The sequence below is a fragment of the Cyanobacteria bacterium QS_8_64_29 genome (assembly GCA_003022125.1).
In the GTDB taxonomy this organism is placed as follows: Bacteria; Cyanobacteriota; Cyanobacteriia; order Cyanobacteriales; family Rubidibacteraceae; genus QS-8-64-29.
In genome coordinates this window covers 13,831-34,962 of sequence record PXQH01000001.1, presented here as the reverse complement: position 1 = coordinate 34,962, position 21,132 = coordinate 13,831, and the positions used below count along the sequence as shown (strand labels likewise).

At 64.0% G+C, this 21,132-nt stretch carries 23 protein-coding genes, 1 tRNA gene and 1 pseudogene; 13 read left to right on the top strand and 12 right to left on the bottom strand.

Annotated features, from left to right (window positions below; all coding sequences use genetic code 11):
* Nucleotides 1-41: 41 nt before the first annotated feature.
* On the bottom strand, nt 42-593 hold the full coding sequence (locus tag BRC58_00200; GenBank protein PSP19567.1) for a DNA starvation/stationary phase protection protein: 552 nt from the start codon (nt 591-593) through the stop codon (nt 42-44).
* A 245-nt stretch (nt 594-838) separates the two neighbouring features.
* On the opposite strand from BRC58_00200, the gene BRC58_00195 reads away from it, so the two are divergent.
* Nucleotides 839-1,102 carry a hypothetical protein gene (locus BRC58_00195; GenBank protein ID PSP19566.1) on the top strand — a complete coding sequence of 88 codons (264 nt, stop codon included), beginning with the start codon at nt 839-841 and terminating at the stop codon, nt 1,100-1,102.
* Between the two features lie 114 nt (nt 1,103-1,216).
* On the opposite strand, the gene glgX is transcribed toward BRC58_00195, so the two are convergent.
* The 3 genes from glgX to fabG form a co-directional block, all read right to left on the bottom strand.
* Nucleotides 1,217-3,334: a glycogen debranching enzyme GlgX gene (gene glgX, locus BRC58_00190; GenBank protein ID PSP19565.1), complete on the bottom strand. Its 2,118-nt coding sequence runs from the start codon at nt 3,332-3,334 to the stop codon at nt 1,217-1,219.
* Nucleotides 3,335-3,531: 197 nt separating this feature from the next.
* Nucleotides 3,532-5,196: a chaperonin GroEL gene (groL, locus tag BRC58_00185; protein ID PSP19564.1), complete on the bottom strand. Its 1,665-nt coding sequence runs from the start codon at nt 5,194-5,196 to the stop codon at nt 3,532-3,534.
* A 97-nt stretch (nt 5,197-5,293) separates the two neighbouring features.
* On the bottom strand, nt 5,294-6,046 hold the full coding sequence (fabG, locus tag BRC58_00180) for a 3-oxoacyl-[acyl-carrier-protein] reductase (GenBank protein ID PSP19676.1): 753 nt from the start codon (nt 6,044-6,046) through the stop codon (nt 5,294-5,296).
* Nucleotides 6,047-6,153: 107 nt separating this feature from the next.
* On the opposite strand from fabG, the gene trxA reads away from it, so the two are divergent.
* Nucleotides 6,154-6,483: a thioredoxin gene (gene trxA / locus BRC58_00175; protein ID PSP19563.1), complete on the top strand. Its 330-nt coding sequence runs from the start codon at nt 6,154-6,156 to the stop codon at nt 6,481-6,483.
* A gap of 17 nt (nt 6,484-6,500) precedes the next feature.
* Here trxA and BRC58_00170 read toward each other — a convergent pair whose 3' ends face one another.
* Together BRC58_00170 and BRC58_00165 are read right to left on the bottom strand one after the other, a co-directional pair.
* Complete coding sequence (locus BRC58_00170) at nt 6,501-7,277, bottom strand: photosystem II biogenesis protein Psp29 (protein PSP19562.1); 777 nt, start codon at nt 7,275-7,277, stop codon at nt 6,501-6,503.
* Between the two features lie 83 nt (nt 7,278-7,360).
* Nucleotides 7,361-8,392, bottom strand: coding sequence for an oxygen-dependent coproporphyrinogen oxidase (locus tag BRC58_00165; protein ID PSP19561.1), 1,032 nt, complete (start codon nt 8,390-8,392; stop codon nt 7,361-7,363).
* Between the two features lie 151 nt (nt 8,393-8,543).
* Between BRC58_00165 and BRC58_00160 the strand changes: the two genes are divergently transcribed.
* The 4 genes from BRC58_00160 to BRC58_00145 are packed head-to-tail and all read left to right on the top strand — an operon-like array spanning nt 8,544 to nt 11,843.
* A complete protein-coding gene (locus BRC58_00160; protein ID PSP19560.1) occupies nt 8,544-9,608 on the top strand; it encodes a sodium:proton antiporter in 1,065 nt (354 codons plus the stop codon).
* Nucleotides 9,609-9,637: 29 nt separating this feature from the next.
* Nucleotides 9,638-10,909, top strand: a complete 1,272-nt coding sequence (locus BRC58_00155; GenBank protein ID PSP19559.1) for a rod shape-determining protein RodA — start codon at nt 9,638-9,640, stop codon at nt 10,907-10,909.
* A 46-nt stretch (nt 10,910-10,955) separates the two neighbouring features.
* The gene (locus BRC58_00150; GenBank protein PSP19558.1) at nt 10,956-11,153 is read left to right on the top strand and encodes a DUF3252 domain-containing protein; all 198 of its coding nucleotides are present in this window, start codon (nt 10,956-10,958) and stop codon (nt 11,151-11,153) included.
* 33 nt (nt 11,154-11,186) lie between these two features.
* Nucleotides 11,187-11,843, top strand: coding sequence for a hypothetical protein (locus BRC58_00145; protein ID PSP19557.1), 657 nt, complete (start codon nt 11,187-11,189; stop codon nt 11,841-11,843).
* A gap of 6 nt (nt 11,844-11,849) precedes the next feature.
* Here BRC58_00145 and BRC58_00140 read toward each other — a convergent pair whose 3' ends face one another.
* Nucleotides 11,850-14,888 (bottom strand): valine--tRNA ligase, encoded by a 3,039-nt coding sequence (locus BRC58_00140; protein PSP19556.1) that lies wholly within the window; start codon nt 14,886-14,888, stop codon nt 11,850-11,852.
* Nucleotides 14,889-14,937: 49 nt separating this feature from the next.
* Nucleotides 14,938-15,342 (bottom strand): ferredoxin, encoded by a 405-nt coding sequence (locus tag BRC58_00135; protein PSP19555.1) that lies wholly within the window; start codon nt 15,340-15,342, stop codon nt 14,938-14,940.
* Nucleotides 15,343-15,384: 42 nt separating this feature from the next.
* Here BRC58_00135 and BRC58_00130 point away from each other — a divergent pair, with 42 nt between their 5' ends.
* The 3 genes from BRC58_00130 (at nt 15,385) to BRC58_00120 (ending at nt 16,806) form a co-directional block, all read left to right on the top strand.
* Nucleotides 15,385-15,954, top strand: coding sequence for a thiol:disulfide interchange protein (locus BRC58_00130; protein ID PSP19554.1), 570 nt, complete (start codon nt 15,385-15,387; stop codon nt 15,952-15,954).
* 70 nt (nt 15,955-16,024) lie between these two features.
* Nucleotides 16,025-16,597, top strand: a complete 573-nt coding sequence (def, locus tag BRC58_00125) for a peptide deformylase (protein ID PSP19553.1) — start codon at nt 16,025-16,027, stop codon at nt 16,595-16,597.
* Nucleotides 16,598-16,608: 11 nt separating this feature from the next.
* Entirely contained in the window at nt 16,609-16,806 is a 198-nt protein-coding gene (locus BRC58_00120; protein PSP19552.1) for a hypothetical protein, read from the top strand.
* A gap of 22 nt (nt 16,807-16,828) precedes the next feature.
* Here the strand turns inward: BRC58_00120 and BRC58_00115 are convergent.
* The 3 genes and pseudogenes from BRC58_00115 to BRC58_00105 all read right to left on the bottom strand — a co-directional run bounded on the left by BRC58_00115 (nt 16,829) and on the right by BRC58_00105 (nt 17,962).
* A pseudogene (locus tag BRC58_00115) lies at nt 16,829-17,075 on the bottom strand (hypothetical protein).
* A 33-nt stretch (nt 17,076-17,108) separates the two neighbouring features.
* Nucleotides 17,109-17,774 carry a peptide-methionine (S)-S-oxide reductase gene (locus tag BRC58_00110; protein PSP19551.1) on the bottom strand — a complete coding sequence of 222 codons (666 nt, stop codon included), beginning with the start codon at nt 17,772-17,774 and terminating at the stop codon, nt 17,109-17,111.
* A gap of 112 nt (nt 17,775-17,886) precedes the next feature.
* Nucleotides 17,887-17,962: transfer RNA gene (locus BRC58_00105), tRNA-Asn, on the bottom strand.
* Between the two features lie 184 nt (nt 17,963-18,146).
* Here BRC58_00105 and map point away from each other — a divergent pair.
* Genes map through BRC58_00090 form a run of 3 tightly spaced genes read left to right on the top strand, consistent with a single transcriptional unit; the run spans nt 18,147 to nt 20,092 of the window.
* Nucleotides 18,147-18,911: a type I methionyl aminopeptidase gene (gene map / locus BRC58_00100; protein ID PSP19675.1), complete on the top strand. Its 765-nt coding sequence runs from the start codon at nt 18,147-18,149 to the stop codon at nt 18,909-18,911.
* Between the two features lie 10 nt (nt 18,912-18,921).
* Nucleotides 18,922-19,293, top strand: coding sequence for a glyoxalase (locus BRC58_00095; protein PSP19550.1), 372 nt, complete (start codon nt 18,922-18,924; stop codon nt 19,291-19,293).
* A 13-nt stretch (nt 19,294-19,306) separates the two neighbouring features.
* On the top strand, nt 19,307-20,092 hold the full coding sequence (locus BRC58_00090; GenBank protein ID PSP19549.1) for a radical SAM protein: 786 nt from the start codon (nt 19,307-19,309) through the stop codon (nt 20,090-20,092).
* On the opposite strand, the gene BRC58_00085 is transcribed toward BRC58_00090, so the two are convergent.
* On the bottom strand, nt 20,083-20,817 hold the full coding sequence (locus tag BRC58_00085) for a hypothetical protein (GenBank protein PSP19548.1): 735 nt from the start codon (nt 20,815-20,817) through the stop codon (nt 20,083-20,085). The genes BRC58_00090 and BRC58_00085 overlap by 10 nt on opposite strands.
* A 109-nt stretch (nt 20,818-20,926) precedes the next feature.
* On the opposite strand from BRC58_00085, the gene BRC58_00080 reads away from it, so the two are divergent.
* Nucleotides 20,927-21,085: a rubredoxin gene (locus tag BRC58_00080; protein PSP19547.1), complete on the top strand. Its 159-nt coding sequence runs from the start codon at nt 20,927-20,929 to the stop codon at nt 21,083-21,085.
* The last annotated feature ends 47 nt before the right edge of the window (nt 21,086-21,132 follow it).

Sequence of the window (21,132 nt, the reverse complement as noted above, 5' to 3'; positions counted from 1 at the left end):
TGGGCCAGTCCCACCTGGTTCGAGGCCGAGGCCACCAACCCCTATTGGCCCACCGACTGCAGCTGGCCCTGTAGGATGGCATCCTGCTGCAGGAAGTGATCCAAGTGGTAGGCGCGCTCTTCGGTGGCGAGCAGGATCTGCTCGTAGAGATAGCGCGTTCCGCGATCGCCCAAGCTCTCCGCCTGAGCGGCCTGGCGGCGCAGGAACCCGACGATCACCTGCTCGGCGGCCAGATTGTGCTCTAGCATCTGGCGGCAGGCATAGGCTCCATCCGCTTCGGGTTCGAAACAGCACAACTCGCCTAGCTTGCTAAAGCTAGCGGCCGGAACGCCGCCCAGTCCGTTGAGGCGCTCCCCGATTTGATGGGCGTGGCCTTGGACCTCTTGATAGCTCGACTGGAAGTAATCGTGGATGTAGTAAAAATCGGCCCCCTCAACGACAAAATGATGCTTTTGATACTGCAGGTACAGGGCTTGGAAGCTGGCCAGCGCCACGTTGAGTCCCTCGCAGACCGGTTCGGTAACGCTGCGATCGAGCTGGATGGGATTGTCGGCGACTTGGCCGAAGGGAACGAGCAAACCGTTAGCAGTCATAGGTGCTGCGCTTAATTTCATCAATTAACTTTAATTGCGAGTATAGCAAGCGCGATTGCCCCCTCAGAGTGACTGGAGCCGGCAGCTGCGAGCTATTCCCGCGTTAGTTGCAACCGATTGCGCGCTGCCGGCCGCGTGCATGTAAAGAAACATTACGACCTTCCTGGTAATTGGGCTGCTCCCCCACCTCGATCCGCTATAAAGGGAAGTAGGTTTAATTGCGACTGGATTGCACTTAGTGGGCCATGACCGCCTCCGAAGGGCAGCGCGCGCAGTTCCAGACGGTAGCCGTCAACTGGACGGATCGCTGGCAGGTCTACCAACGCCTGCAGCAGCTCTCGATTCCGTGTCGCTGTGCTGCGTCGCAGCCGCTGCAGGTGCGTTTGGATGACCCGCTAGCTGCGGTTCAGTTGTGGAGCATTTCGCAACAACTAACGGCGTCGCGAGCGGAATTGCTGGCACGGCTGCGGCGCTGCTGGAACAAGCACAGCCAGCAGGGCGTGCGCTGATCCGCGCTCGCAGCTCCGAACTACTGCTAATAACTGGCGACAAAGCAACTGCACGCGAATCGCTAACCGTAACGCGCCTGGGCCGTACCGCTCCAATGGCACCCGGCACCCGCTTTAGGCAGCCAGGCGAGCCAACAGTAGCGAATGGGGTTGCAGCCAGAGCGATCCTTTGCTCGCTTGTAGGGGCTCGGCCGTCAAAAGAGGCCCGCGCTGGGTGTCGATGGCGCACTCCCAGCGGCAAGCGCGCAAAAACGCCGGCAGTACGAACGACATGGCTTCGGAGTGGGCGTTGAGAAACAAAAAGAAGCTACTATCGCTTGCCAGCTCGCCGCGATCCTCGGCGTCCGGCGGTGCCCGACCGTTAAAAAAAATGCCCAGTGCCTGGGTGAGGCGCTCCTGCCATTGGGCCGGGGCAATTTCGCTGCCGTCCGGGTTGTACCAACCAATGTCGCCGGCGTCATGGTCGGCCTGGCTCTGAACCCAGTGCCGGCGGCGAAAGACCGGGTGCTGGCGGCGCAAGCGAATGAGCTGGCGCGTGAATTCCAGCAGTTCGCGATCGGGGGGCTCGAGGTTCCAATCGAACCAGGCAATTTCGTTGTCCTGGCAGTAAGCGTTATTGTTCCCGCCTTGGGAGCGGCCCATCTCGTCGCCACCCAGCAGCATGGGAACCCCTTGCGAGAGCAGCAACGTTGCCATTAAGTTACGCTGCTGCCGGTGCCGCAGGGTCAAAACGGCCGGGTCATCGGTTTCGCCCTCTACCCCGCAGTTCCAAGCGCGGTTGCAGTCGTCGCCGTCCCGGTTGCCTTCGCCGTTGGCGTCGTTGTGCTTGTGGTTGTAGCTCACCAGGTCGTTGAGGGTGAAGCCATCGTGGGCGGTGAGGAAGTTAATGCTGGCATGCGGCCGCTTGCCGTCGGCAGCGTAGAGGTCGGCGCTGCCGGTCAAGCGGCGGGCAAACTCGGCCAGGCTGCCTTGACTGCGCCAAAAGTCCCGCACGCTGTCCCGATAGCGCCCGTTCCACTCCGACCAGAGCAGCGGAAACCGGCCCACCTGGTAACCGCCTTCCCCCACGTCCCAAGGCTCGGCAATGAGCTTGACATTGGAGAGCACCGGATCTTGGTAGATGATGTCAAAGAAGGCGGCGAGGCTGTCGACTTCGTAGAGCTCGCGCGCCAAGGCGGGGGCCAAATCGAAACGGAACCCATCAACGTGCATGACTTGGACCCAGTAGCGCAAGCTATCCATAATGAGCTTGAGAATTTGGGGATGCCGCACGTTGAGGGAGTTGCCGCAGCCACTAAAGTCCAGGTAGTAGCGCGGGTTGCCTTCCACTAGGCGGTAGTAGGCGGCATTGTCGATACCGCGGAAGCACAAGGTAGGGCCCAAGCGATCGCCTTCGCCGGTGTGGTTGTAGACCACATCCAAAATGACCTCGATGCCGACCGCATGCAGGGCTTTAACCGCCGATTTGAACTCGGTCACTTGCTGTCCCTGGCAGCCGCTGGCGCTATAGCCCGAGTAGGGGGCAAAGTAGCCTAGCGGGTCGTAGCCCCAGTAGTTGCGCAGCCCGCGCTCGACCAGATGGCCAGGATAGGCATTGAAGTGCTGGACGGGCAGCAACTCCACCGCCGTGATGCCCAGCGACTGCAAGTGCGCGATCGCGGCTGGGTGCGCCAGGCCGGCGTACGTGCCGCGCAAGGCAGGGGGCACCTCTGGGTGCTGTTGGGTGAACCCCTTGATGTGGAGCTCGTACAGGATGGTCTCGGACCAGGGAATTTCCAGCTGGCGATCGCCTTCCCAGTCGAAGGTTCCATCAACCACCACTGACTTGGGGACCCGGGCGGCGCTATCAGCCTCGCAGCGAGCGCCTTCCTGAACCGGGTCGCTGCCGCGGTAGTCAAAAATCTCAGGGCCGTAGCTGACATCGCCCGCGATCGCGCGGGCGTAGGGGTCGAGGGTGAGCTTGGCGGGATTGAAGCGGTGGCCGCGCTCGGGCGCGTACTCGCCATGCACCCGAAACCCGTAGTGCTGCCCGGGCCCAATCCCGGGCAGGTAGCCGTGCCAGACCAAGTTTTCGCCCGCTACCAGCGGCCAGCAAGTCTCGCGGCCCTCGCCATCGAACAGGCACAGTTCGACGCCTGTGGCGTTTTCGGCAAACAGGGCAAAATTGGTGCCGCTGCCGTCCCAAGTTGCCCCGAGCGGCTTGGGCTGGCCGGGCTGGCACTCGCGCTCCATACGGCGACTGCACCGGATGCGATTGCTCCCAATCTAGCGTTGCTGCCGGCTCAGGCAGCACCCACCCCAGGCGCTCGATTGTAGCGAGAGGGGCAGTGACGCGGGCCCGATCCGGCAGCGTGATCGCGCGCCCCAAACGCCACAGCCCGTCCGGTTCGGACGGGCTGCAAGCTGGCAGGAGCAGTTGGGGTCAGGCACTACATCATGCCCATGCCCCCCATACCACCCATGCCGCCCATACCACCCATACCGCCGTCGGCGGCACCGGCACCTTCAGATTCTTCTTCGGGCTTCTCGACCACCAAGCCTTCGGTGGTCAGCAGCATGCCGGCGATGGAGCCCGCATTTTGCAGCGAGCAGCGGATGACCTTGGCCGGGTCAATGATGCCGGCGGCCAGCATGTCTTCAAACTCGCCGGTCATGGCGTTGTAGCCCACATTGAAATCGCTCGAGCGCACTTGCTCGACCACGACCGAGCCCTCGGCGCCCGCGTTATCGGCCATCTGCTGGAGCGGGGCTTCTAGGGCCCGCGCCACGATGTTGGCAGCGACTTTTTCTTCCTCGTCGCTCAAGGTCTGCTTGATGCTATCGACCCGATCAGCAAGGCGGACCAACGTGGTGCCACCGCCCGGGACAATGCCTTCTTCCACGGCAGCCCGCGTGGCGTTGAGGGCATCTTCAATGCGGAGCTTGCGGTCCTTGAGCTCGGTTTCGGTCGCGGCACCGACCTTAATGACAGCCACCCCGCCGACAAGCTTGGCAATGCGCTCTTGCAGCTTTTCGCGATCGTACTCGGAGTCGGTCTCTTCCAGCTGGGAGCGGATCTGCTTGACGCGCTGCTCGACCTCGGAGCGGTTTTGCTCGCCGGCCACGATGGTGGTGTTGTCCTTATCGATGGTGACCTTGCGGGCCGTGCCCAGCATGTCGAGGGTGGCGTTTTCTAGGGTCAGGCCCACATCTTCCGAGATCACCTGGCCGCCGGTTAGCACGGCAATGTCTTCCAGCATCTGCTTGCGCCGGTCGCCAAAGCCCGGCGCCTTGACGGCTGCCACGTTGAGCACGCCGCGTGCCTTGTTGACCACCAGCGTTGCCAGGGCCTCACCCTCGATGCTCTCGGCAATGATGAGCAGCGGACTCCCTTCCTTGGAGACCTGCTCCATGACCGAAACCATGTCCTGAATGACGTTGATCTTTTTGTCGGTAATCAGAATGCGCGGGTTTTCGTGCTCGACTACCTGCCGCTCTTGGTCGGTAACAAAATAGGGCGAGATAAAGCCGCGATCGATCTGCATGCCCTCGACGACCTCCATCTCGGTCGCCAGGGAGCTCGATTCCTCAACGGTGATGACGCCGTCTTTGGTGACGCGCTCCATGGCCTCGGCGATCATCTTGCCGACTTCTTCGTCGTTACCGGCCGAGATGGAGGCCACTTGGGAGATCCCTTCGTCCTGGACTGGCTTGGCCACCTTCTCGATTTCTTGCACCAAGCCCTCAATCGTTTTTTCGATGCCGCGCCGCAGGGCAACCGCGTTGGCGCCAGCCGCTACGTTGCGCAGGCCCTCGCGCATCATGGCCTGCGCTAGCACGGTTGCTGTCGTCGTGCCGTCACCGGCGGTGTCGTTGGTTTTCGAGGCGACTTCGCGGATGAGCTGCGCGCCTGTGTTTTCGTAGGGATCCTCAAGCTCGATTTCTTTGGCGGCCGTAATGCCGTCGTTGACGATTTGGGGGTTGCCGTATTGCTGCTCGAGCAGGACATTGCGCCCGCGCGGGCCGAGGGTGATGCGGATGGCATCGGCAACTGCGTCGATCCCGCGCTCTAGCGAGCGCCGCGCTTCGTCCCGAAACGAAACCATTTTTACCATAGTTTTCCCATCCCAACTTGCTGACGTTCAATACAAAATTTAGCACTCTGGCAGGCAGAGTGCTAAGCCACGGGCGGCGGCCGAGCGCGAGCCCGCGTCAGTGCATGACCGCACCGCCATTCACGTTCAGGGTTTGGCCGGTGATGTAGGCCGCAGCCGGATCGGCCGCCAGAAAGCGGACGGCGCCAGCCACTTCCTCGGGCTGACCGTAGCGGCCGAGCGGAATTTGGCTCAGGATCTGCTCCGAGTCCAAATCGCGGGTCATATCCGTGGCAATAAAGCCGGGGGCCACGGCATTGGCGGTGACGCCGCGCTCGGCCATCTCGCGAGCCACCGTTTTAGTCAAGCCGATGAGGCCCGCCTTGGCAGCGCTGTAGTTCGCTTGGCCGGGGTTGCCCATCTCGCCTGCCACCGAGGCGATATTGACGATGCGGCCGCTGCGCTGCTTGAGCATGATCTTGCTGGCTGCCTGGGTGCACAGGAAGGCACCGGTCAGGTTGAGATCGAGCACGGCCTGCCAGTCCTGGGGCTTCATTCGCAGCATGAGCCCATCGCGCGTTATTCCGGCGTTGTTGACCAGTACATCGAGGCGGCCGTACTGCTGGCGCAGTTGGCTCAGAAGCGCCTCAACTTGCTCGGCTTGGCTGACATCGGCCGCCAGCGCGATCGCGCTCCCGCCAGCTTGGGCGATTTCATCGGCAACCGCTTGCGCCGCCTCGCTCGAGCGCGCGTAGTTGACCGCCACGGTTGCGCCTTCGTCGGCGAGGGCAAGCGCCACGGCCCGACCGATACCGCGCGAGGCCCCTGTTACTAGGGCAACGCGATCGCGCAAGTGCTGCTGGGACGCCATGCCGCACTCCTTATCCATCCGGTGGGCTCTGCAGCCTCTCTATCGTCTCACACGGCTCGTGCAGCGCGCTTGCTAGGATCCAACTAGGGCGAGCTGCAGGCAGCACGATGGCAGTCAAAAAGCAGTTCTCGAACTTGCAAGAGCTGCTCCAACGCGCAGGGGTCCCCGTTCTGGTTGACTTTTACGCGCCCTGGTGCGGCCCGTGCCAAATGATGGCGCCCATCCTGAGCCAACTCAGCCAGCGCTTGGGGTCACAATTGCAAGTGGCCAAAATCGATACGGATCGCTACCCGCAGCTAGCCAACCAGTACGGGGTGCGCACGCTGCCGACGCTGGTGCTGTTCCGCGACGGCCAACCAGCAGATCGCATTGAAGGGGTCATGCAAGCCCAGGAGTTGATTGGGCGCTTGCAGCCCCAGCTCGATGCGGCCCGCTAGCAGCGCATTGCCGCCGCTCAAGCGTCCGAAGAACCTTCGTCTTGCTGGGAGGTGACTGTCGGCTGCTGCTCGTCGGCCGAGCTGCCAGCTTGCTCCCCATCGCCTGGCTCATCCGGCGACTGGTTCTGCTGAGCGCGCCGCTCGCGCTGCTTGCGATCGGCTTTGACCGCATCTTGCATGACGCTGCGCGCTTGCTCCAGCTTCTCTAGATTGCTGCGATAGAGGTCCAGATCTTTTTCCAGCTTGTCGAAGGGCAGGTTCAGCGCTTGGCAGCACTGCTGCAAGACCTCCTTGCAGCGCTGTTGGTCCTGCACTAACTCGGAATCCGCTCGATCGAGCAACTCGTACAGGCCAATGCCAAACAGGCGGCTGTATTTGAAGTGCTCGGCCTCAGCGATCGCCTGGAGGGTGGCATCCATATCCTCGGCGCCGGCCGGTACCTGGCGCTGCGCCAACCACGCTACGGCTGCCTCGCTGGAGAGGCCGTCAACCACCGCCAGCAGCCGCTCCGCATCCTGGCGGTACTGCTGCGGGTCCTGCTCGATGGCGCGGCAGAGCGCGTTGAAAATCGAGCTTTTATCGCCCTCGGGTTGGTAGCCGGCCATAAAGCGTTCGAAGGAGTTGACCACCCCCAGCGCATAGATGGGGTCGTAGCGAAAATCCGCATTGACCGAGAGCAAATGCATCTCCACCAGCAGCTCTTCCACCACCTGGCGGTAGATGGCGCTGATAGGACGCGGATGGTAGTGATAAAAATTGCGCTTGGTCTGGGAGAGGGTGCGAACGGCGCTCACAAAAGGCTCGCTTCCAATTAAGCTTTATCCTTTCATTGTCTCGCTCGGGGGGCGCATTTGCCAACTGCCAAGGGAGCGTCCTTTCAGGTCTCCCAGTGGACCCAATCTTGAGGATGCAAAAACGTCTGGTAGAGTTCGGCCTCGGGGGTGCCCGGCTCGGGCGCGTAGCCGTACTCCCAGCGCACCAGCGGCGGTAGCGACATCAAAATCGACTCGGTGCGACCGCCGGTCTGGAGGCCAAAAATAGTGCCGCGATCATAGACCAAGTTGAACTCCACATAGCGCCCGCGCCGGTAGAGCTGAAAGTTGCGCTCCCGCTCGCCGTAAGGCTGCTGTCGGCGTGCCTGCACGATGGGTTCGTAGCTGGGCAGGAACGCGCGGGCGCACTCGCTGACAAACGCAAAGAGCGCCTCCCAATGGCGGGGCGCTAGCTCACCCAGGCTGTTGCTGTAGCGGGCTGCCTCCCCGTCCGGATCGGGCCCCTGGTACAGCGGCCGGCACCCATCCTGGTAGTCGAAAAAGATGCCGCCCACCCCGCGCATCTCCTGGCGGTGCTTGATGTAGAAGTACTCGTCGCACCAGCGCTTGAAAGCCGGGTAGTAATGCGGGTGGTGGGCGTCGCAGGCCTGTTTGAGGGTGCGGTGAAAGTGCGCGGCGTCGGCAGCACAGGGATAGTAGGGGGTCAGATCCGCCCCGCCGCCGAACCACCAGATGGGGCCGGCCTCGAAGTAGCGATAGTTGAAGTGCACGGTGGGGATAAAGGGGTTGCGCGGGTGCAGCACCGAGGAGAGGCCGGTGACGTAAAAGGGGTTCTCCTCGGCCTCAGGCCGCTGCTGCAGGATGGAGGGCGGCAGGCGATCGCCCATGACCTCGGAGAAGTTGACGCCGCCTTGCTCGAGGGCGGCACCACCTTTCATGACCCGAGAGCGGCCGCCGCCGCCGTCTTCGCGGGTCCAGCTATCTTCGCCGAACTGGCCCCGGCCATCGAGCCGCTCCAGTGCCTGGCAAATCTCATCCTGGAGCCGGTAGAGGAACTGGCTCACCCGCTGCTTGGAATCGGTAGGGGGTGGGCCGGGTTGGGGGGCCGTTTGGGACGAAGCGCTCGGGTCTGCCATGGAATGCGTTGCAGCCGGCGCAGCCCATTTTGCCGTATTTTGGTGCCGGCCATTGTGCCCGTCGCCGGCGTGCCAGCGGGCCAGCCGTTACCATCGGGGGCAGTCATGCCGTCGCCTCGCGATCCGCAACCGCCCAAGCGGCCAATGCCCTATGCCCGATACCAACGCCGTTATTGAAGCCCTCCGCCCCGTCCAAGATCCCGAGATTAAAAAGAGCCTGGTCGATCTGGACATGATCCGCGATGTTCGGATTGAGGGGGGCCAAGTCAGCTTCAAGCTGGTGCTGACCACACCCGCTTGCCCGCTAAAAGACTTCATCGTCGAGGAGTGCCAAAACGCCGTCAAGCAACTGCCCGAGGTGGAGAACGTGGATGTCGAGGTGACCTCGGAGACGCCGCAGCAAAAATCGGTGCCAGACAAGAAAGCGGTCGAGGGGGTCAAAAACATCATTGCCATCTCCAGCGGCAAAGGCGGGGTAGGCAAGAGCTCGGTTGCCGTCAACGTTGCCGTTTCGCTGGCGCAAAAAGGGGCCAAAGTGGGGCTGCTCGATGCCGATATCTACGGCCCGAACGCCCCGAGCATGCTGGGGCTAGCCGATGCCCAGGTCATGGTGCGCCAGGACGAGCAGGGCAACGAAGTGCTGGAGCCAGCCTTCAACTATGGGGTCAAGTTGGTCTCCATGGGCTTTCTCATTGACGCCGACCAGCCGGTGGTTTGGCGCGGCCCCATGCTCAACGGCGTCATCCGCCAGTTTCTGTACCAGGTGCAGTGGGGCGAGCTGGATTATCTGATCGTGGACATGCCGCCCGGCACCGGCGATGCCCAGCTCACGCTAGCCCAGGCAGTGCCCATGTCGGGCGCTGCCATCGTGACCACCCCGCAGGCGGTCTCGCTCATGGATGCCCGGCGCGGCCTCAAAATGTTCGAGCAGCTGGGCGTTCCCATCTTGGGCCTGATCGAGAACATGAGCTATTTCATTCCGCCGGATTTGCCCGATCGGCAGTACGATTTGTTCGGCTCGGGCGGCGGCGACAAAGCGGCGCAAGAGCTCAACGTGGCGCTACTGGGCTGCATCCCGCTGGAGCTGGCGCTGCGCGAGCGGGGCGACACGGGCATGCCCATCGTCATCTCCGATCCGGACTCGGCCTCGGCTCAGGCCCTGAGCGCGATCGCTCAGCAGGTGGCAGCCAGCGTCTCGGTTGCGGCCTTAACCTAGCTTGGGAGCAAACGGCGCCATTCCCTACCATGTCGGCTCGCTCTCTGTCCCCCTCCCGCTGGCAGCAATGGCAGGCGCGCCTGGCCCCCTGGCGCCGCCTGGACTGGTGGCTGTTGGGCGCGGTCGTGCTGCTGACGGCCTGGGGCGGCTTGACGATCCGCAGCGTGCAGGGCCAGGGCGCTTACGACTGGGTCCAACACTGGGTCACTGGGGCTGTCGGGCTCGCGATCGCGCTGCTGCTGGCGAGATCGCCCTACTGGCTGCTGCAGCGCGTGCATTGGGGCGGCTACGCGCTCATCAACCTGCTGCTGCTGGCGGTTATGGTGGCGGGCACGACCGTTCAGGGCGCCCAGCGCTGGGTTGCCGTTGGCGGCCTGCAGTTCCAGCCGGCCGAGATTGCCAAGCTCGGGATCATCGTGACGCTGGCGGCCCTGCTGCACCAGCGACCGGCCAGGACGCTGCCGGCCTTTTTGCAGGCGCTGGGGGTGGTGGCGATTCCTTGGGGCCTGGTCGTCCTGCAGCCCGATCTGGGCACGGCCCTGGTCTTTGGCGCGATCGCGCTGGGCATGCTCTACTGGAGCGGCGCTCGCCCGGCGTGGCTGGCGCTGCTGGTGTCGCCGCTGGCGGCTGCACTGCTGTTCAACCTCTACCTGCCGGGGTGGTTCGCGTGGGCAGCGCTGACTGTGCTGTTGGCGTGGCGGAGCTTGCCCGCGCGGGCTTGGGCGGCTAGCGCCACCTTGGCGCTCAACTACGCCGCCGGCGAGCTCGGCCGCTGGCTGTGGGAGTTGCTAGAGCCCTACCAGCAACAGCGGTTGCTGCTGTTTTTGCACCCAGAGCGGGATCCCACCGGCGGCGGCTACCAACTGATCCAGTCGCGCATTGCCATCGGCGCAGGCAAACTCTGGGGCCAGGGCCTCAATGACGGTACCCAAACCCAGCTGGATTTCATCCCCGAGCAGCACACCGACTTCATTTTTGCTGCCGTGGGCGAAGAGTTGGGGTTTGCGGGCGGCTTGGCCTTGCTGCTGGTGTATTGGCTGATTGCGCTGCGCCTGGTGGCCATCGCCTGCCGGGCACCGGATCGCTTTGGGGCGCTGCTGGCGGTCGGGTTTTTAACGCTGGTGTTTTTCCAGGTCACGGTCAACATTGGCATGACCGTCGGGCTCTCGCCCATCACCGGCTTGCCGCTGCCCTGGATGAGCTATGGCAGCTCGGCCTTGCTGGTCAACTTTATGGCCCTGGGGCTGGTGGAGTCGGTGGCTTACCACCGGCAGCCGCGAGCGCGCTGGGGGCGGCGCTAGGCGGGCTTGCTAGGCTAGGGCTCGAGCGAAGCGCTAAGGAAGCCCAATGCTGCTGCCTGGAGCCAACGTCCGCATTACCAATCCCGACGACACCTACTACCGCTTTGAAGGCGTGGTGCAGCGCGTCACCGACGATCGCGTGGGCGTGCAGTTTAGCGGGGGCAACTGGGAGCACTTGGTCACCTTTCTGCCCTCGGAGCTAGAGGAAGTGACGGTCCCATCCAGCGGCAAAAAGCAAAAGTAGCCGCCGGGTGCTGGCTGTTAGCGGAGCGAGAGCATGCGCTTGCCCTTGCCGCAGTTCGAGGCCGGCGATCGCCAGAGCGGTCGCATCGCCGAGGTCATCGAGACCGCCACGACCGAGCTCCACGCCCAGTGCTTGGAACCCCAGGAGCTGGATTTCCCCGAGATGCCGCCGTTTGGCAGCTGGGTCAAAGCGGCGGATGAGGAAACGGGCAACCAGGTCCTGGCGGTGGTTACCCATGCCACCACCAGCCCCATTGACTCGGTCCATCGCGCGCGGGCCCTAGGCCTATCGCTGGATGAGCTGCGCGAGCAGCAGCCGCAGATTTTTGCCATGCTCAGAACCGAGTTTCGGGCAGCCATTCTGGGCTTTGAGGTCGCCAACGACCCGGCGGGCGGCGGCCCGCGCGCCTACCAGTACGTGCCGCCGCGCCCGCCGCAGATGCACCAAGGGGTCTATCGCTGCGAGCCGGCCGAGGTCATCCGCTTTAGCGAGCAGCTCGATTTCCTGCGCCCGCTGCTGGAGGTCCAGGGAACGCCGGTGGAGTCGCTGGTGGCGGCCGTCATTCGCGAGGTCTATCGCCTGCGCGGGGGCGATCGCGCCTGGCTGGTCGCGGCCGGCCGCGCTTTGAGCCGGTTGCTCAACGAGGACTACGACCGCCTGCGCTACATCCTGGGCCAGATTCACGCTTGACGCCGGTTACTGCAGGCGCGCCAAGCGCCGCTGCAGGATGGCAGACTGCTTTTGGGCTTCGGCCAGGTCCTCGCGGGCGCCGCGCACCACGGACTCGGGCGCTTTGCTGACAAAGTCGGGGTTGTTGAGGCGCGCCGTGAGCGTCTCGACATCGCCCTGGACGCGATTGAGGTTTTTCTCCAACTTGGCGCGCAGTGCCGGAATGTCGGCGATGCCCGATAGCGGCACCAGCACCTGAACGGTGCCGACCACATCCGCGATCGCCTGGCCGGGATCCGATGCCAGCTCGCCCACCACGGTCAGCTCATCCACCTTGGCCAAATTTTGAATGTAGGCGCGCCCGGCCTCCAGCGCGGCTCGCTCCCCGGCGTCCTCGCTCTGCAAGATGGCGGGGATGCCTTCCCCGGCAGCAATACCGGCCTCAGCCCGCAAGTTGCGGATCGCGCGGATGGTATCGAGGATGAGCGCGAACTGCGCCTCCAGTTCGCTGGTTGCCTCGGGCTCGGCGGCCTCGCCTTTGGCTGCGGGCGAGCGCACCGCTTGCAACTGCCCGATGAGTTCGCGCGAGAGCTGCCCCAGGCGCGCGCGCAGCTCGCGGCGCCCCTGCACCCAGAGCAAGTAGCGGTAGGCAAACCACACCGTATAGCCCAGCCCCAGCAGCTGCAGTAGGGGCGCCACCACCAGCAGGCTGTGAATGGCAGCTACGACGGCTGCCAGCACTTGCAGTGCCACCAGGGCCGCTGCCCCCGCAGCGGCGGCCGGTTGCGCCGCCGCGGCAGGTTCGGGGGCGGGCTCGGGGAGCGCGATCACCGCCGGATCCGGATAGGGCTGCCGGGCCAGGACCGTGCCTTGGGGGGACTGGGTGAGCGTGTGCCAGATCTCTTCGCTGAGGTGGGGCATGAACGGATGCAGCAGCCGCAGCAAGCCATCCAGCACGCTGGCCAGCATTTGCTGGGCCACTGCGCGCGAGGCCGAGTCTTGGGGTTGCCGCAGCCGGGGCTTGACCAGCTCGATGTACCAGTCGCAAAACTCGCCCCACGCGAAGGCATATAGCCCCTTGGCGGCTTCGCCCAAGCGGTAGTCCTCGAGCGCCTCTCGGGTTTGGCGCGCTACCCGCTGGAAGCGGGTCAGGATCCAGCGATCGGCGAGCTCTAGCGCCTGCGGATCCGGCTGCCCCAGCTGCGCGGGCGTTCGCTCGTCCAGATTGAGCGCCACAAAACGGGCAGCGTTCCAGAGCTTGTTGGCAAAGTTGCGCGAGGCCTCGACTGAGGCCGATTCGTCGCTGCCGCGATCGTATTCCAGGCTGATGTCTTGGCCGGCACCGGTGACCTTCTCCACCAGCGTGAAGCGCAGGGCATCCGTGCCGTACTTGTCCATCAGCAGCAGCGGATCGATGCCGTTGCCCGCTGATTTGGACATTTTTTTGCCGTTTTCGTCGCGCACCAGGCCGTGAATGTAGACATCCCGGAACGGGATCCGGCCGGTGAAGTAACGCCCCAGCATGGTCATGCGGGCGACCCAGAAAAAGATGATGTCAAACCCGGTCACCAGCACGGGCTGGGGATAAAACGCAGCCAGATCGCGGGTCTCATCCGGCCAGCCCAAGGTCGAAAACGGCCACAACCCCGAGGAGAACCACGTATCGAGCACGTCGGGGTCGCGGACCAGCTCGGCTTCGGGGCCGTATTGCTGCTGCGCTTGCTGGCGCGCTTCGGTCTCGCTATCGGCCACGATAAAAGGCGTTTCGTCCTGGATCTGGCCGGCCGTTTCGCTGACGACGTACCAAGCGGGGATCTGGTGGCCCCACCACAGCTGGCGCGAGATGCACCAGTCCTTGAGCTGGACCAACCAATCGCGATAGACCTTGCGCCAGCGCTCGGGTACAAAGCGCGGCTCGCCGTCGCGATCCAGGCTCTCGAGCGCTTGCTGCGCCAGCGGCTGGATGGCGACAAACCACTGGGTCGACAGCAGCGGTTCGATGGGGACCTTGCCGCGATCGCTGTAGGGGACGCTGTAGGTGTAGTCCTCCACGCAGCTCAGCAGGCCCTCGCGCTCGAGCTGCGCCACCACCCCTTCGCGCGCCTGAAAGCGATTCTGCCCGGCATAGGGACCGGCCTGGGCGTTGAGCGTCCCGTCCGGGTTCATGATGTTGATGAGCGGCAAGCCGTGGCGCTGCCCCAGCTCAAAGTCGTTGGGATCGTGGGCAGGGGTAACTTTGACGCAACCGGTGCCAAAGCTGGTGTCAACGGCACGATCCGCCACCACCGGGATTTCGCGCGCCACGATGGGTAGCTTGATGGTCTTGCCGATGGCGTGCTGGTAGCGCTCGTCCTCGGGGTGAACCGCGACCGCCGTATCCCCCAGCATGGTCTCGGGGCGGGTGGTGGCCACCTCAAGCGCGCCCTCACCGTGGGCCAACGGATAGCGAAACTGCCAGAGCTTGCCCTGCTCTTGCTGGCTCTCCACCTCGAGGTCGGAAACGGCGGACTGGGTAGCCGGGCACCAGTTCACCAGGTATTTGCCCCGATAGATCAGCCCCTGCCGGTAGAGGCGAATGAAGGCCGTTCGCACGGCCCGCGAGAGGCCATCATCCATGGTGAAGCGCTCGCGGGACCAATCCGCCGAGAGCCCCAAGCGCTTGAGCTGATTGACGATCTGGCCGCCCGATTCCTGCTTCCACTGCCAGGCGCGCTCCAGAAAGCGCTCGCGCCCGATTTCGTGCCGGCTTTGCCCCTCGGCCTGCAGCTGCTTGTCCAGAATGGATTGCACGGCAATGCTGGCGTGGTCCGTTCCAGGCAGGCAGAGGGCGTTGTCGCCGCGCATGCGGTGGTAGCGCACCAGCACATCCAGCAGGGTCATGTTGAAGGCATGCCCCATGTGGAGGTTGCCGGTTACGTTGGGCGGGGGAATGACGATGCAGTAGGGCGATCCGCTGGCCCCGGGATCGGTTTCGAAGGCGTGCTGCTCTTCCCAAATCCGCTGCCACTTGGCCTCGGTGGCAAAGGGATCGTATTGGCGGGTCAAGCGCGTTGCAGTGGCAGTCATGGTGCGGAAGCTGGCCGATGCGCCTCCAATTCTGCCACGCCGGCGGCTATCAAAAATTGGTCGAGATGGCCTGCACCGGGCAAGTGGGGATGCACTGCTCGCAGACGATGCAGCGCGAGCGCGTGAACTCGAGCTTGAAGCTTTCGGGGTGGAGGGTGAGCGCCTCGGTGGGGCAAACGCCGGTGCACAAGCCGCAGTCAACGCAGCTATCCTCGTCGATGAAGATCTCGCGGCTAGCCAGCGAGACGCCGATCGCCTGGGCCCCCATCCACTCGATCGCGGCCTCGAGCGCGTCAATGTCCCCCGAGAGCTCGACCACGAGCTTGCTGACCTGATTGGGCGCGACTTGAGCGCGAATGATGTTGGTGGCGACGTTGAAGTCGTTGGCCAGCCGATAGGTCACCGGCATGGGGACTTTGCTTTGCGGGAAGGTAAGCGTGACGCGCTTTTTCATGGGGGTTGCTAGAGTATTGAGAGGCAGTACCCGAGCCGTCTGATGAGCGATTTTGCCCCCTCAGATGGGACCGTTCGCCGCAGCCGGTGGCTGCGCAATGCCCTGATTGCCTTGGGCGCGATCGCAGTAAGCGTTGCGCTATTTGCGAGCCTGCGAACCGAAGCCGACTCGGCCTCGCTGCAAGCCCAAGCCGAGCGCTCGGTACCGCTTGAGGTGGCAACTCAGAACCAGAAGCCCACGCTGGTGGAGTTCTATGCTAACTGGTGCAGCTCGTGCCAGGCGATGGCGGGCGAGCTGGATGCGCTCAGGCAAACCTACGGCTCGCGGGTGGATTTCGTCATGCTCAATGTCGATAGCGACAAGTGGTTGCCGGAGATGCTGCGCTACCGCGTCGATGGCATCCCGCATTTTGTGTTTCTGGACGCGGCTGGCGAGCCCCAAGCGCAGGCCGTAGGCGAGCAGCCGCGCCCGGTTCTGGAGGCCAACCTCCAGGCGCTAGCGGCCGGCGAGCCGCTGCCTCACCGCCAAGCCAGCGGCAGTGTCTCGGCCTTGCAAGGCCCGACCGAATCGCAGCAGGCCACGCCTCGCAGCCACGGCTCGCGCGCCCAGTGAGCGGCTCGAGCGCCTGTTACGATAGGAACTAATATTAAGGTCGCTGCGATCGTCGCGCGGCAGTTTCCCTATGAGCTCTGCAGCTATCCTAGACAAGCACAACGCCAGCGCACCGCCGCTCCCGTTGCACTACCTGGGCGACCGGGTGTTGCGCCAGTCGGCCAAGCGCATTGCCCGCGTGGATAAAAGCACGCGCCAGCTGGCCCAGGACATGCTGCAAACCATGCACGCCGAGAGCGGCATCGGCCTGGCTGCCCCACAAGTTGGGGTCAACAAGCGGGCGATCGTCATTGACTGCGAGCCGCGCAACTCGGCCACACCGCCGTTAGTACTGATCAATCCCCAAATCCAGTCCTACAGCCCCGAGCTGTGCCAAATGGAGGAAGGGTGCCTGAGCGTACCCGGGGTTTTTCTCGAGGTCACGCGCCCGCAGGCCATCGAGGTCAAGTTCAAAGACGACAGCGGCCGGCCGCGCAAGCTCAACGCCTCCGGGCTACTGGCACGTGCGATCCAGCACGAGATCGATCACCTCGAGGGCGTGATGTTCGTCGATCGCGTCAGCAACGACCTCGCCCTAACCGAGACGCTGCGCAAGCAGGGCTTCTCCAGCCGCGACGTTCGCCCCATCGAGGCCGATCGCTAAGGAGCGCGTCCGTGACGGCCAAAAGCGGTACGTTGCTAGCAGCGGCCTGCGTTGCGGCGATCGCGGCGGTGGGGTCGATCTTTGAGCTGGCCTACGGCGATCCGGATTTGGGGGCAACGGCGACGGGCGCCATCTTGGCTGTCACTGCCCCGCTGGGGGGCGCGCTGCTTTGGGCGGCCATCCGGGCGGGGCGCGCGCCATCCGAGTAAGAGCGCGCTTGCTGCTCGCGCTTCAGGACTCAGGCGGCGAGGCCTCGCCATCCGAGCGCAGGTAAGCGGCTGCAGCGCGCGGCCACAGGATCAAAAACACCCACCACCAAGCTGCCACTGGAACCGCCACTAGCAGCGTCACCCAGAGCGCGCGCCAGCAGCCACGTTCCGCCCACTAGGGCAGCCCCGGTCAGCAGAATGGACCAGGGCCGGCACCAGCGCGGCTTGAGCTGCCACGGATCGAGGCGTTGGTGCGATGGCGACGGCATGGCGGATCCGCGTGCGCTGCCGGGCGGGGCGGCTCACGCGCTGAGCTCGGACAGGCTTGCCTGCGGGAAGGCCACGTTCGTGCCGCCCAGGCCGCAGTAACCCCAGGGGTTTTTGGCCAGGTACTGCTGGTGGTAGTCCTCGGCGTAGTAAAACGTGGGGGCCTCGGCAATCTCAGTCGTAATATCGCCTTGGCCGGCATCGTAGAGGGCCCGTTGGTAGGCAGCCCGGGAAGCCTCGGCAAGCTGGCGCTGCTGCGGCGAGTAAACGTAGACGCCAGAGCGATACTGCGTGCCAACGTCGTTGCCCTGGCACATCCCTTGGGTGGGATCGTGATTTTCCCAAAACAGCTTGAGCAGGTCCTGGTAGCCGATCCGATCAGGGTAATAAACGATGCGAACCACCTCGGCGTGACCGGTCATGCCCGAGCAAACTTCTTTGTAGGTGGGATTGGGCGTGTAACCGCCAGCATAGCCCACTGCCGTGGAATAAACGCCTGGCTGCTGCCAAAAGACGCGCTCGGCGCCCCAGAAACAGCCCATGCCAAACAAAGCTAGCTCCGTTCCGTCCGGAAAGGGTGGCTCGAGCCGATTGCCGTTGACGTAGTGTTGGGCAGGCACCTTCATTGCCTCGGCACGCCCCGGGAGGGCCTCATCCGGATTGGGAAGCGTTGCTCCCTTGCCCTTGCCAAATAGTGCCATGGGCCTGATTCCTTACCAATGCGCGACAGCATCCGCTTCCCATTATGCGCTACTGGGTAAGCTGCTTATGCGCTACTGGGTAAGCTGCACGCTCGGCCTGCGATTGGGTAGCTGGCAACTCCCCAGGCAGGATTCGAACCTGCGGCTAACCGGTTAACAGCCGATCGCTCTACCGCTGAGCTACTGGGGACTGTAGCGCCTGCCGTTCGGCGGCATGCGCCAACAGTGCTGGATTATAGCGGGCCCCAGCAGTGCTTGGCAAGCAGCTGGACGCTGCGAGCGCGCGCCTCGCCAACCGGCCGCCAGGACTGCAGTACACTGCAATCAGCCCTGCTCCCAAACGGGCAATACCGAACGCAGCAACGACACACCATGGGAAGCGATACGATCGCACTGCTCTCCAACCGAGAACTGGATAAAATGCGCGACGCCGGGCGGCTGGCGGCCGATTTGCTCGATCGGCTCGAGTCCATGGTGGCCCCTGGCGTCACCACGCTCGAGCTCAACGACGAAGCCGAGCGTTGGACGCAAGCGCACGGCGCGACCAGCGCCCCGCTGGGCTATCACGGCTTCCCCAAATCCATCTGCACCAGCGTCAACGAAGTTGTCTGCCACGGCATCCCCGACGCCCAGCAGGTGCTGCAAGACGGCGATATCATCAACATTGACGTGACGCCCATTCTGGACGGCTATCACGGCGACACCTCGCGGACGCTTTTGGTCGGCAATCCGCCCGAGCATGCGCGGCGGCTCGTGGAGACGACGCGGGAGTGCCTCATGCAGGGCATTGCCGCGGTTGAACCGGAGGGCCGCATCGGCGACATTGGCGCTGCCATTCAAGAATACGCCGAGGCGCGCGGGTTTTCAGTGGTGCGCGACTTTGTCGGCCACGGCATCAACCGCGTCTTTCACACGGCCCCGCAAGTACCGCACTACGGCAAGCGCGGCAAGGGCAAGCGGCTCCGCCCCGGGATGGCCTTTACCATCGAGCCCATGATCAACGAAGGCACCCACGAAACGGAAGTGTTCGAAGGCGGCTGGATTGCGGTGACCCAAGATCGCAAGCTTTCGGCGCAATTCGAGCATACGCTTGCCGTTACGCACTCGGGGGTGGAGATCCTGACGCGCAACGATTGAGGGATCGCGCATGGCCCTGCACCCCCAAGCAGCGCTGGTAACGCTGGCGAGCCCTCAACTCGAGGCGCTGGTACCGTTCTACCGCCAGTTACTGGCCCAAGATCCCCATCCCTACCTACCCGGGCGGTACGCCGAGTTTGCCGTTTGCGGCCTGCGGCTGGGCATTTTTGTCCCCCGCGCTTCGCATCGGGCAGAATTCAGCCAATCCGCCGGGAGCGGCATGAGCCTGTGCCTGGAAGTTGCTAGTTTAGAGGGCGCAATCGCCTGTTGCGAGCGTTTGGGCCATCCGCCGCCTGCGCCCATTACGGAGGCTTCCCACGGTCGCGAGACCTACGCCTACGATCCGGGCGGGAATCGCCTCATCTTGCATCAGTCGCTTTAAGGGGGGCCGCGCCATGACAGCCAGCGGCGAGCTCAGGGCCAATTTGGTCGAGGTTTTCTCGGCCATTCAAGGGGAAGGCGCCCAGGTGGGGGCGCGCCAAATTTTTATCCGCCTGGCCGGTTGCGACCTGCGCTGCCATTTTTGCGACAGCGCTCACACTTGGCACGCGAGCGCGAGCTGCCGCATCGAGCAGACGCCCGGCCGGCGGAACTTCGAAGCGCACTCCAATCCGGTTTCGCAGGGGCAGCTGCTGGCGTGGGTGATGCAGCAAGCCCAGCCCCACCTCCACGACAGCATTAGCCTCACCGGTGGCGAACCGCTACTGCAAGCCCGCTTCCTGCAGGCCTTTTTGCCCGAGGCGATCACGATTGCGCAGCTGCCGGTCTATCTAGAAACGGGCGGCCACCGCCCCCAAGCGCTCTCGCGGCTGCTGCCGCTGCTCGATACAGTCGGCATGGACATCAAGCTGCCCAGTACCAGCGGCGAGCGGCGCTGGCACGCGCATCAGGCATCCTTGCAGCGCTGCCACGCAGCCGGGGTCACCGCATTCGTCAAGCTGATTGTTGCCGAGCGCACCGATCCTGACGAGCTGGCGCAGGCAGCTCGCCTGGTTGCCAGTGTCGATCCGGCCATTGAGGTCTTTCTGCAACCCGTCACGCCGCTGGCCGAGCCGCTACCGGCCGGCGAGCTGGCACCGCCTGCGGCCGAGCAAATGCTGACTTGGCAGGCCGAGCTCAAGCGTACGCTCGCTCGCGTGCGCGTCGTGCCGCAGACCCACAAGACCCTCGGTCAGCTCTGAAGGTTTTGCTCGGGCTCGCCCTCGCGGCGGCGCTGGCGCGGTACGCGCTCGGGTTCCTCCAGCGGCGACTCGGCTGGGGTCCCTGCTTGCTGCTGTTGCTCGGTTTTCATTTGGGCTTTAGCTTGCGAGGCGCTTTTGCGCAGGGCCTGCAAGCGTTCCTCGTATTTTTTGCGCTGGCGGGCGTTGGGGGTTTGCTCGATGAGCTTTTTTAGCGCGCTCCCCAAGCTCTTGTAGGCATTGGGCAGCGTGTAGTCAAAGCGCGTTGCCAGCGAGATGGCCTTGCGATCGGCCTCAATCGCCTCGTCAATGGCGCGCTTGCTGTTGTTTTTCTGCCAGAGGCGATACCCCGAGACCCCACACAAGCCGAGCGCGAGCAGCAGCAGCAGTCCGTCCTGCACCCAAAGCTCGCCGACAGCACCGCCCAGCCCGATTGCCAGGGCCGCCATTTCCCAACCCTCTTTAGGGACCGTATCGTTCTGGATGCGGGCCACCTCGTGCCAGAACAGGAGGTTGCGCTGGTCGATCGCCAGGTTTTCCCACTTGGCCAGATCGATTTGAATTTCGATTTCGTCTTTGCCAATTTCTTCGCTGCGAACGAGCGGCGGATTGACCTCGGTGGTCCCCTCGACCATGACCCAGCTCTGCAGCTCGGGCGGCAGCAGCCCCTTCAGCCGCCGGAGCTCGCTCATCTCGGCTTGCGCGGAAGCAGTGGCTTGCGATGTCATAAGATGTCCCAGCCGTCCTAAACCGATGCTACCTGCATCTTAGCGATTTGGGGGACCGCCCCCAATTAAGATAGAGCCAACCCGCGCCGAGCTGGGTGAGGAGAACGCGATGCAAAACTACGTTTGTTCGGTCTGCGGCTACGTCTACAACCCGGATGAGGGCGATCCCGATAGCGGCATCGAGCCGGGGACCCCATTCGACAGCCTGGCTGACGATTGGACTTGTCCGGTTTGCGGGGCCGAGAAGGAAGATTTTGAGGCTGAGTGAGCGAGCCGCGTTGCTAGCGGCGGCGAGCGAGTTTGGCTGAGCGCCCG